This window comes from Candidatus Saccharimonadales bacterium, from assembly GCA_035480635.1.
GTDB lineage: Bacteria > Patescibacteriota > Saccharimonadia > UBA4664 > DATIHN01 > DATIHN01.
In genome coordinates, this window is the sequence record DATIHN010000018.1 from 14845 (window position 1) to 26735 (window position 11891).

The 11891-nt window shown below is 45.0% G+C and carries 9 protein-coding genes; 6 read left to right on the forward strand and 3 right to left on the reverse strand.

Going from position 1 to position 11891, the window contains the following annotated elements; genetic code table 11:
• Nucleotides 1-69: 69 nt before the first annotated feature.
• From VLE72_02610 to VLE72_02625, 4 genes are read left to right on the forward strand one after another with little or no spacing between them, the layout of a single operon-like run.
• Nucleotides 70-423, forward strand: coding sequence for a hypothetical protein (locus tag VLE72_02610; GenBank protein ID HSX14778.1), 354 nt, complete (start codon nucleotides 70-72; stop codon nucleotides 421-423).
• A gap of 3 nt (nucleotides 424-426) precedes the next feature.
• Nucleotides 427-2412 carry a hypothetical protein gene (locus VLE72_02615; protein HSX14779.1) on the forward strand — a complete coding sequence of 662 codons (1986 nt, stop codon included), beginning with the start codon at nucleotides 427-429 and terminating at the stop codon, nucleotides 2410-2412.
• Between the two features lie 51 nt (nucleotides 2413-2463).
• Entirely contained in the window at nucleotides 2464-3024 is a 561-nt protein-coding gene (locus tag VLE72_02620) for a hypothetical protein (protein ID HSX14780.1), read from the forward strand.
• Nucleotides 3011-4720 (forward strand): hypothetical protein, encoded by a 1710-nt coding sequence (locus tag VLE72_02625; GenBank protein HSX14781.1) that lies wholly within the window; start codon nucleotides 3011-3013, stop codon nucleotides 4718-4720. The genes VLE72_02620 and VLE72_02625 overlap by 14 nt, the downstream gene beginning before the upstream one ends.
• Here the strand turns inward: VLE72_02625 and VLE72_02630 are convergent, their stop codons facing one another.
• From VLE72_02630 to VLE72_02640, 3 genes are read right to left on the reverse strand one after another with little or no spacing between them, the layout of a single operon-like run.
• Nucleotides 4721-7609, reverse strand: a complete 2889-nt coding sequence (locus VLE72_02630; GenBank protein ID HSX14782.1) for a glycosyltransferase — start codon at nucleotides 7607-7609, stop codon at nucleotides 4721-4723. It lies immediately after the preceding gene.
• Nucleotides 7569-8738, reverse strand: a complete 1170-nt coding sequence (locus tag VLE72_02635) for an ABC transporter ATP-binding protein (GenBank protein HSX14783.1) — start codon at nucleotides 8736-8738, stop codon at nucleotides 7569-7571. The genes VLE72_02630 and VLE72_02635 overlap by 41 nt, the downstream gene beginning before the upstream one ends.
• Entirely contained in the window at nucleotides 8739-9533 is a 795-nt protein-coding gene (locus tag VLE72_02640; GenBank protein HSX14784.1) for an ABC transporter permease, read from the reverse strand.
• A gap of 41 nt (nucleotides 9534-9574) precedes the next feature.
• Here VLE72_02640 and VLE72_02645 point away from each other — a divergent pair, with 41 nt between their 5' ends.
• Both VLE72_02645 and VLE72_02650 read left to right on the forward strand, forming a co-directional pair.
• Nucleotides 9575-10600, forward strand: a complete 1026-nt coding sequence (locus VLE72_02645; protein ID HSX14785.1) for a glycosyltransferase family 2 protein — start codon at nucleotides 9575-9577, stop codon at nucleotides 10598-10600.
• A complete protein-coding gene (locus tag VLE72_02650; GenBank protein ID HSX14786.1) occupies nucleotides 10587-11888 on the forward strand; it encodes an oligosaccharide flippase family protein in 1302 nt (433 codons plus the stop codon). The genes VLE72_02645 and VLE72_02650 overlap by 14 nt, the downstream gene beginning before the upstream one ends.
• Nucleotides 11889-11891: the final 3 nt, after the last annotated feature.

An 11891-nucleotide genomic window follows, 5' to 3' on the forward strand; every position in this document is an offset into this window, starting at 1 on the left:
ATGAAATTCAAAATACCTGTATCCGGTGAGCTTATTCCCTCGGATTTAAAAATTAGGTACAATGGACTGGTGCAGAAACCTCTGATCTTCGCCTACGTTATTACTACATCGCTCGGATTGATTATTTTGAAGTTGGGCACTCGGACTGGTTTGCCCGTCTCTTTTGTTGACAATAAGGTTAGCCTGAATTTAAATCTCATGACTATTACAGGTATCCTTTTTTACGGCATTAGTTTTATGACTTACATCTATTTAATCTCCAAGTATGACCTTGGTTATATTATTCCGTTGGTCGCAGCTTTTGTTTACATTCTAATCTTTGTGGCTTCCTTCTTCATATTTAAAGAGGTCTTTACCGCTACCAAAATTATCGGCATTGGCCTGATTATGGCCGGCTTAGTCTTTCTAAATTTTAAGAAGTAATTAGTGGCTGCTCCGGCTAAACGCAATAGACTTAAGCTCAAACTGAGCTTTAAACGTTTTTATGAGAGCGTATGGTTATACCCGACGATTCTGGGGGTAATATTGTTCGGGTTGACCGCGTTTAAAGTCAGCGGGAGTTCGATTGGAATTTACCACTCAATTCTTTATGGCAACGAGAACAACCCCGAGCTACTCCTAAACCAGCCCCGTCCGATTAGATCAGATGAATGGTTGGTTAATACCCAAATGACAATTGTGCAGTTCCGTGATCACTATCCAGCCATAAACCCTGCAATTGGTAAGGGCGAAGATATGACTATAGGCACCGATGTGCCTTCCAAAGATTGGAGTACGGTTTTTCGGCCTCAAAATTTGGCTTTTTTTGTTCTCCCGTTCAACCAAGCTTTTGCTTTCCGCTGGTGGCTTTGGCCTTTCTTGTTGACATCTGCCGTCTATTTCTTCGTTTTGAAGTTTCTCCCTGGTAAGCGATTATTCGCTGCACTAATATCCCTGGCTGTAACGGCCAGTCCTTTTATTGTTTGGTGGTTTTTGGCCGGCACAATTGCGCCTATCTTCTTCAGTCTAACAATCCTATTGGTAGCTATTGGTATCATCGAGACAGATAGCCGGCGGCGGCAGCTGATTTTAGCTGCCGTTTTGGCGTATTTAATGGTCTGTTTTGCCCTAATTCTTTATCCGCCTTTTCAAATCGCCTCGGTTTTAGCTTTGGTCAGTTTCTTTGTGGGCTATTTACTCGAACAACATCGCCAGGTTCCCTGGAAAGACCTTTTTCTGAAGCTGCTTTGGGTAGCTGGGGCGGCAGGGATAGCAGCAGTTGTTTCGGCACTATTTGTGGCGACTCATCTGGGCGCTATCCGTACCACAGCAAATACAGTCTATCCTGGTGTCCGTGATATTCATAGCGGTGGACTGAGTTGGTTGCAGCTCTTTACCAGCCAACTCTCGCCAATCCTGCAATCGAACAGCCGTGGGGCTAACTTCTTTACCAATCAAAGTGAGGCCTCGAACTTCATCTTTATAGCTCCATTCTTGATAGTCCCATCACTTTACCTGTCTCTAAGACAAAAGCAAAAAAAAGGCAGTTATGACTGGCCGATGATCACCGTCAACGTTTTTATAACATTACTACTGGTTAGAGTCTTTGTGCCTGGAGCCAACATTATTTATAAACTCTTACTGCTCAACAAAGTTCAACACGCGCGGCTAATAATTGGTTTTGGGCTGCTCCAATTAATGCAAATCGTTCTGATTATTAGAAATCAGACTGTAAATAAGTGGAAGTTCCCTCTAATTGGGGCTATGGCTTTTTCAGTTATAACCCTGATTAGCTATCTTTACTCAGGGTTCTTCGTCAAACAGCATTTCCCGATCTTCTTGCATCCTAATGAGACAGTTTTGGTTTTGGGAGCAGCATTCTTTATGGCCGGACTGGTCTTCGCACTTCTAAGAAACTGGGGCCTTATCTTTGCCAGCGCTCTAATGGTTTTCACCCTGCTCTCTGTGTTTCATGTCCATCCTCTACTTAAGAATATCGGCCAAGAACCTGACCCCAAGATTATGAAAATCATCTCGAGCTACGATGGCGGTAAATGGGTGGTAATGGATAGCGTAGTATTCGAAAATCTTCCGCTTGATGCTGGCAAAAGCTCGTTAACAGGTGTCAATTACTACCCCCAGCTCGACTTATGGCACGAACTCGACCCCGATCGGGCCTACTCGGACATTTACAATCGGTACGCTCACGTCTACTTCACTCTTAGCGACGGTGCTTCGGCGACATTTAACCTCCACGGTACCGACAATTTCTCAGTGGCCTGGGACCCTTGCAGCCAATTTACCCACACCGAGGATATACGCTATGCGTTGTCACAGAACCTTTTGAACAATCGCTGCCTAACCTTAGTCAACAAGGTCGATTACCCGCAACTTAGCTTCTACATTTATAAAACCGTGCCGCCAGCACTCTGATAGTAGCTACGCTTATGGTATAATCACTCCGAGGGGTAAAAATCAAACTCGTTGAAGAAATTCTCCAAAAAACAGATCATTTTCATTTTGAGCAGCCTGGTTTTGGTGGCTGGCATGGGTTTCTTGGCATTTAGCCACCATAAGTCCGCCAAAAACACCGTCGTTGAGCCCAAAGGTGAGCAACAACCAGGTACGCCAACAACGACAGCTCCGTCGACTTCGCCCACCGCTTCGTCTCAACCTTCCAGGGAAAGTTCGAGCGGAATTTCTTCTTCTGGCTCAAGGTTGCCCGTGCCGACGGGCCAAGTTATTAATGTTAAAAGTATTTCGCTCTCGGCCATGCCGTGCGGTAATGCTCAACCTGCGCCCAATTGCCCTAATCTGGAGTCAACTTGCCAAACAATTGTCGGCGGCAATTGTACGCTGAAAATTTCCGGTAGTAAGGCTGTTACTATTCAACCTTCTTCAACTGACGGTAACGGTCAATTCATCTTTGATTGGAATGCTGGAAAGGTTGGTCTCACTCCTGGTGACTGGAATGTCCAACTAGTGGCGGAAAAGGACGGGCAAACCAGCTCATCCGGAGTAGAGGTATTACATGTTTCGAGTTGAATTCTATAAAAAAGCTGTCTTTAGTTTGATCATTACGATTGGTATATTGCTAAGCCTAGTGGCCTCAGCTGGTACGGCTCGCGCGTCCAACAGCCGCATGATCGACGATCAGATCTTTAATAACACCGCCTCTATGGGCGTTTCGAGCATACAATCATTCTTAAACGGCTTCCCAAACAGTTGTATAAAGAGTTATGCCTCTATTATGCCAGTTGCATACTATACTTACGGTGGCAACGCTCCGGCCGCCGATATAATTAGTTGGTCGGCCAGTAACTGGGGCGTTAATCCTCAGGTCCTGCTGGCTACTATGCAGAAAGAAGAGCAATTGGTTGATGGTAGCCAGGGCTGTGACGCTTGGCGCTTTGTCTCGACTATGGGCTATGATTGTCCGGGATCGCTTTTGTCTTATCCGCCAGGTAATTACCCGACCAATAACTCTGGTGGCACATCGCCAAACTATCCCAGCGGCATTTCCAATACTTGCGTCCAACACGGTACGGCCATTGGGTTCTCAGCCCAAGTTAATCACGCTGCTTGGCTCTTAGAGTTCGGCTTACAAAGATCATATGGTAATACGACGTGGGACGGCGATGATGCACTGACCTATTACGGTCCCATGACACAGGGTTATCGCAAACGTTGTGGGTCCTGTGCAACGATCTATTATGACGGCAACAACACAATTAATGGTCAAACCATCTACATTGAGAATGGCGCAACCGCTTCGCTATATAACTACACTCCGTTCCTTAACCAAAATTTCCCCACCATCTTCACCAACTGGTTTGGTAACCCTCTCTCGGCCTGTTTGAGCACGGGTAACCTTGCAACAACCGCTGGTCCAAAAATCCTTAGTTATAAATATGGCACCACTTCCACTAGTTTCCTAACATATACCCAGCTCAATAACACTGGTTCAGCTTGTGCCGAGGCCCACGTTTGGAACCCGGGCTTCTCAACTTGGTTAACCCATATTGCCGCTGGTATGCGTTCAAGTGATCCTAGTATAGGTACCTTTGTGTCATCAAAGTCAGCCGTTGATATGCAGGCTAGCCTCAATTACCTGGTCTATGGCGGTAGTGGCTTATTGGAGGTTCATCGACTCAGTCCCAACCTCAGATTAATGCCTGGATACTACGACGTTGCTACCAATCTCAGCGGCGTCAGTCCGGCCAGTGGCACCTTTGTAGCCGGAGACTTCTTTGGCCGCGGCTACGATCAGTTAGTTTACGTTTTGTACAACGGCTCCAACGGCCGGGCAGAAATTCACATGTTCGACCCCAGCATGCGCTCCGCCATTGGCTATTACGATGTACCGACCAACCTGGGCGGCGTCAGTGCAACCAGTGGCACCTTTGTGGCAGGAGACTTCTTGCATATTGGTCATGATCAACTAGCCTATATTCTCTACGCCGGGGGCTCCGGACATGCTGAAGTCCATGTCTTTGACCCCAGCCTGCGCTCCGCCATTGGCTACTACGATGTACCGACCAACTTAACGGCGGTGAGTAATGCGACCGGAACCTTTGTTGGCGGTGACTTTATTGGCCGTGGGTATTCCCAGTTGGTCTACATTATCTACAACGATAGTGCCGGCCGGGTTGAAACCCACATGTTTAACCCCGCGATGACTCAAGCTACCGGTTTTCAAGACGTTATCACCAACCTGACAGGATTTGATCCGAGTCAGTAGCTAATCGAGGCTTAGCCGAGCATTGGCCGTGTCACGGCGGAAGTTGGGATTATAGTATGGATCATTATTGATATAGTCCCAGCCCCACTTCTCTCCGAAGAGTTTAATTTCTTGATTAAATAAATTGAGATCACGATGTTTTGAGCCAGGCACCCCTACTGAAACCGATTCATGATGGAATAGTTTCACGTATGGGTTAAATATGTTGAACAGACCCTCTTTTCGCAGTTTGAGGCAAAAGTCGACATCATTCCATGCAATCTTAAACTTACCATCAAAGCCACCTACCTTATTAAATTTGGTCTTGGATACCATTACACAAGCAGCCGTTACCGCAGAGAAATCTCGAACGCCACCAATATACAAAGCTTCGGTCGAGTCTTCCGGAGGATTATCTTGATAGGCCGGGTAGAAATGTCCAGCTATGCCGGGGGTTTGATTGTTACCACCAACTCCGAGAATAACACCTGCATGCTGCAAGGTATGGTTGGGATAGAGTAGCTTGCAGCCAACTGCGCCTGCATGTGGTTGCTGAGCAAACTGTAAGAGCCCCTGGACCCAATCACGGGTTATTATCTCTGTATCGTTGTTTAAGAACAACAAATATTCGCCGCTAGCACTCTGGGCTCCAAAATTACAGACATCCGAGAAATTAAATTCATCATTCCACTGTATTTGTTTAAAGTTCTGGTGTTGCCGGTATTTTTCGTAGAGCTGCCATACCCGCTTATCCCCCGAGCCAGTATCCACCAACACAACCTCAAAGTTCGAGTAGGTTGTGCGTCTATACAATGTGGCAAGGCATTTGCTGATATGCGGGTATTGATCTTTGGTGGGAATGATAATGGAAACTTTAGGTACGCCATTGAGCTTATAGTCTGAACGCCACATTAAATTTGGCACCCCCCATTTGAGCTCTCTGACTTCGAGACCACGAGCAGTAGCGTCATCCATTAGTGCTTTGCGTTGGTTGGTATAAGCATACTTCTTAGCAGAAGCTAAAAGAGCAGTAGAAGTATTACTCTTTCGCCAGCTATATATGATTTTGGGTATGTGATAGATCCGACTCGTCTCACGTGATAGTCGAAGAAACAGGTCCCAGTCCTGAGCGCCCTCATATCCCAATCGAAAACCGCCTACTTTATCCATAAGCTGTTTTCGTATTACCGCAAAGTGAGTAATGTAGTTAACTGACCGCAAATAGTCAGGGCTCCAATCCGGCTTAAAAAAGGGATCAGAATGCACCAGGCCTTTTTGGTCTATCTTGTCTTCGTCACTGTAAATTAAATCTGCATCCGGATGCCGATTGATTGTAGCAACGACCTCATATAACGCATTGGCCCAAAGAAAGTCGTCATGATCCAATAAGGCGATATATTTACCAGATGCTAGTTCGAGCGCTGAATTGGAGGCAGCACAGATGTGGCCATTCTTTTTTCGAAATTTAACCTTAATACGTGTATCACTGTTAGCATATTCGGACAATATATGCTGCGTACGTTCGCCTGGCGAAGCATCGTCGGCTATACACAGTTCCCAGTTTCTATAACTCTGATTCTGGACCGACTCAATACAGGTTTTTAAGAAATCTGGTTGGGTATTATATGTCGGCATGATGATGCTAATAAGGGGTTGGCTCTTAAAAAGTGTCGACGACTTTGCTTGATCTTCTAGGTCAAACGAAGTCGGACGATGTTGACGAACCCACTCAAGATACTCATATTCACGTAAGCGTTGATTCTTTTTACGTTGGATCTCGGCATGTGTAACGCTCAATATACGCCGGATATAAGGCGTCTTCATAGCAATGTCCAATACTATTGATTTGATCCATTTAAAGATTTGTGTTAATCCAATCTTTCTAAATATTTTTTTAAGTATTGAGATAAGTTTTCTTGCAACCCTGAAGAAGAACCAAAGCTTTGAATCATATATACCATTGAGCTCCTCTTGTAGCGCGTGGTTGTGCCTCAACAGTTCAGTGGCTTCGATGTTAAGCAAATCTTCGTTGTGAGAGTGTACCCGGATAGAACTTGCCAAGCCGGCCAATATGTTCTGTGTGCGAAGGCTAAAATGATCCTCTATACCAGGCTCTACTTTAGGGGTATCAAATTTTATCAAGGACCCACTACCACTAACGTCTATGATATAGATCGTGCGATATCCTTTCTCGCAGAAATCGTGAGGACCATATTTTGAAATGTAATCATTGTTTAGCGCTTCAATTTCGCCTTCGATGCGATCATCGTCGGCAATTGCACCTTCTACTGACAAGAAGTTTAGTTTTGTTATGAGCTCCCAGCTTGGCAAGCAGCCATGATCAAATTTAATGAAGTTTATGCCTTCTTCCTTAAGTATTTCTTCAAGCTCCGTTGCTTTGGGTAAGCCATAAGTAATGTGTTCGTTAAGCCAGGGGTGTTCCCGACCAAAGATGCTATTAAAGAAATTGTTAACGCGCTTCTCGGCGGCAGCCGATTCCGGGCTATACATGGGGCCGCAAAGTATCACAAATTCCTTACTTATCCGAAGTAGCTCTTTTATGAACGTTTGACGGTCGTCTTGTTTGATGTGTTCGTAGACATCGCATGACGTAACAATGTCGTAGCTATGGTCTTTTATCGGCATATCTAATGCCGATGCTTTGATGTAATTCTCGTAGTTGTTTTCAGGTAGATCTAGTAGATCGATTTTTTTATCCAATATGTCTGGTAACGGACTGCCATTCCCGCCAATATCAATTATTTTTTTGTCTTTATAGGCTCCGCCAGTTAGGCTATGAGTGATCTCGCCAACTAACCAATACCTAATGATGAAGGTTGGTTCTTTGATAAGTAAGGACTTAGATAGTTTAATCTTTTGACCAATCAGGCTCGAGGTTGATAATGCCATGTCTTTCCTTACCGATTATTTGTAGACTTCCGGCCTCATTGACAAAATCATATGGAGACGAGAGGTCTTCATTAAAACAACTAGCCGTTAGATTGTAAACACCTGGAGCAAGAGGATTGAGATTGAATCCGGCCATAACTTTGCCGCTCCCGTTAACTTTCCCGAGACTGAGCCTCGATTCCATAGTGTTCGGTCCCGCGACCGTCAAGCCGTTAATCTCTAGCGCTAGTCCAAAGACTGGATTGGCAACTTCTTGCGAAGCTTTGTAGCTTATCTCAATATCAAATGGCTCCCCCTCTGGGACATGCATAACGGCCTTGCCTTTCGACAGTGCCCTAATCTTAGTAATCTGAACTTCACCGGTCCCAATATGTTGAAATTCTCGCTTCTCCCCTATATCGCCGGCCGACATCAAAGTTTGATACTGGGCGATAACTTGGGACGTTACTCCGGCTGCTAAAATTTTTCCCTCATTAATTAGCACCGCCCGGTCGCAGAATTCTTCAACAGCCGCTAAGTCATGGCTAATAAATATAATGGTGCGGCCCGACTTCTTCAATTGCCTAAAGACATCAAGGCATTTGCGTTGAAACTTAACATCACCGACAGCTAAGACCTCATCAATCAATAGGATCTGGGATTGAGCCTGAATAGCAATCGAAAAAGCCAACCGCACCTGCATGCCAGAGGAGTAATTTTTAAGTTTTTGATCCATAAACTTTTCTAATTCAGCGAAAGCTACGATTTCGTTGTATAGCTCATTGATCTGTTTTGGAGTTAAGCCAAAGATGGCCCCGTTAAGATAGACGTTGTCACGGCCGGTTAGTTCCGGATTGAAGCCCACTCCCAGTTCTATAAAAGGGGTTAGCAATCCGTTAACATTGACTGAACCGCTGGTGGGTTGGTAAATCCCCGCCAAGATTTTTAGCAGGGTACTCTTGCCACTACCATTGCGACCAAGAATGCCAAAGAATTCTCCTTTTTTAACCTTAAGTGAAATGCCCTTCAGAACTTCCAGCCGCTCAAAACGTCGCCGCTGAAAATGAAGTAAGGTTTGTTTCAAGGAAGTGTTTTTGTCATGAGGTAGTTTGAATTCTTTGAAAAGGTCGTGAACTTCGACGGAGTTCATCTAGATCTCCTCTGCGAACATGCGTGACTGCATCCTGAAGTATATGACAGCAATATATGTTACCACGATCACAACAACGAACGGGGCTAGAGATAGGGGCCCATAAATCAGCTTGCCAGTAGTGGGCGTTTTAGAGGTTACCATGACTGAGCGTAGATATTGGATCATTTGCGCCAGGGGGTTCATAAGCAGGATTTTTTGGTACTTAGTAGGAATGATTGCTAAGGGGTAAATGATGGGGGTGGCATAAAACAGAAGCTGCATCATGACCTCCCAGATGTAGGAAATATCACGGAATTTGACATAAAGAGCTGCCAAAAAGAATGAAACAGCTCCCGAAAAAATCAGCAGCTCAATCAAGATAAGTGGTAACAACAAGGCCCCCCAATGAATCTCTGCGCCGGACAACAGCAGAAAAACCCCGAAGACAACCAAGTTGATGATCAAATTAACAAATGCTGAAAACGAAGTTGAAAGCACGAGTATGAATTTTGGCACATTGGTTTTACGTATGAGTTCGCCTTTGTCGACAATCGCCCTTAAACCCAGCATTGAAGCTTCCTGGAAATATGTCCAAACAACGATTCCAAGCAGTAAGTAGGCTGGGTAATGCGGGATGCTTGCGCCCAGTTTTAAGAATTTGCTGAAGACAATATAGAGGATAGTAAAAAGGGCTAGTGGTCTAAGTAATGACCATAGGTAGCCCAGAACCGAGCCTTGGTAACGCAGCTTGAAATCAGTCCGCACAAACTCTCGAAGAAGGTAATAATTATGCTTTTTAAATATATTCTTCATATCTAATCTGACGACTTCCTTGATTTTGCTATAATACTCTAATGATTGCAATCATAGTGCCAAACTGGAATGGCGCTGATTTTTTAGAGCCCTGCCTAAAATCATTGCTCCAAATGGACCACAACGACTTTGAGGTGGTAGTAGTTGATAATGGCTCGGTCGATGCTTCTAAAGACATTATCAAGCAACAATTTCCCCAAGTGACGCTTATTGAATTGGACAAAAATTACGGCTTCGCTGGTGGGGTTAATGCTGGCATCAAGTACGCCTTAAACAAGAAAGCTTGGGCGGTAGCACTATTTAACAATGACGCCGTCGCCGACAAGGATTGGTTAAGACGGCTCGAAGAGACACTTAGGCACAGCAATCTGGCGGCAGCTGTGACATCACAGTTCCTAAATATTGATGGTAAAACGATCGATAGCATTGGTGATTACTATTCAGTTTGGGGTTTGCCTTTCCCAAAAGGCCGCGGCCAAGCCAGACAGTCTGACGCCAAAGTTTTAGAGGTCTTCGGAGCCAGTGGTGGCGCCAGTTTGTACCTCGCAGAGGCCTTGCAAGACATTGGGCTGTTCGATGAGGATTTCTTTGCCTACTACGAGGACGTCGATTTGAGTTTTCGGGCTAGGTTACGGGGTTGGAAAATCTATTATCAACCCGCAGCCATTGCCTTTCACCATATCGGAGGCACTAGCTCAAAGTTGTCCGGCTTCAGCCGCTACCATTCTGTAAAAAATCTCTACTTTGTGTACACCAAAGATATGCCGACACGCTTGTATTGGAAATATCTTTTTCGGTTCTGGATTGCAATGGTTTTGGTTGCATTCAATAGTGTTCGCAACCGCCAAGCTTGGCCAATGTTTAAGGGTTCATTGATGGCATTATTGCTGTTCCCTAAAATGGTCTTAAAACGATTCCAGATTCAACATCATAGAACCATAAGCGCAAAAGAGATTGATGCCTTGCTTTACCATTCACTGCCACCAACACAGGTGAAAGCCATCCGCGCCTTTGGTAAGCTGCCACTCATTAGTAATTGGCTCATTTCTGAAAATGATGGTGATTAGAAAGTTTCGATCAGCTTTGGGGATGGCGGGCTCGGCTACCGCCAGAGACTCGTTGATCTTTTTTATCGGCAACTTTGCAAACACCGCCCTATCTTTCATTGCGGTCATAATAGTATCGCGCCACCTCGGGCCCTCTTCATTCGGCATTCTGGCTGTATTTAACACATTTTATGTGCTGATTATTGCTCTGACTGATTTAGGTTTAAATACCACCTCAATCCGTCTAGTATCGCAATATCGTAAGGAGGACCCCAAAAAGGCCGCCATTACCATGAATGTAATCGTACGAATCGAGTTCTTTGTTGGAGTTCTAATTCTAATTACTGGCTCTCTATTTGCCCGACCAATTGCAAATCTAGTTGGTGGCCAGGATTATTTGACCGCTGTAAGAGCTGCTTTTCTGGCTGGAGCTTTTGCTTCCGCAGCCGCTTTTTTCGGTCCATTTTTTGTGGCTTATCGGCAATATGTTCGTAATGCGGTCTTAAATTTTGCTAGTTTTGTTTTAAGAACTGGTGCCGTTTTGGTCATGTTGGCGGGGGCCGCTTTAAGCCTAAACCGAGTCATTGCAGTTTATACCCTGGTACCAATAATTTTTTTTGGCGTTGGTTTGTGGTTTATCCCCCACGATTTTTTTGTTAAGACTAAGAAAACTGACCGCTCTAGTGCCTACCAGGATGTTATTCATTACAGCAAATGGATCTTTTTGTCTCTGGCAGCCAGTGGTGCTATTAGTCGCCTTGACCTCCTATTCCTAACCCGTTACCACGGCGCTCAACAAGCCGGCTACTACTATGCTGCCCAACAACTTATTACCATCATGCCGCTTATTATTACTGCTTTGAGCACGGTGCTATTGCAACGTATCAGTCAATTAGATAGCAGTCAGTTTGGTGCTTACTTAAAAAGGGCCTTCGGAGGTATCCTAGTTCTAGGAATTTTCATGTTACCAGTACTACTACTAGCGCCATATTTGTTCCAAGTCGTTTTCGGCAACAACTACGCCAGTTCAGCTGGACCATTTCGGTTATTATTTTTAGCTCAGTTAGTCTTACTCCTAGTAATACCTTTGAATGTTAAACTCCTAAGGATTGGGCAACCGGCCAAGATAACTTTGGCAACAGCCGTCCAATTTCTGGTTTCAATATCGTTATACATTGCCCTTATCCCCAGCTATGGCATGACCGGGGCTGCTGGCGCTATCCTAGCCGGTAGTGTTGCTTCCGCCATCATTTTGTTCTTTTTCGCCATGCGCCCTATGCGTGGTAAGTCCCAGGAATTGGTGGTTTAATAC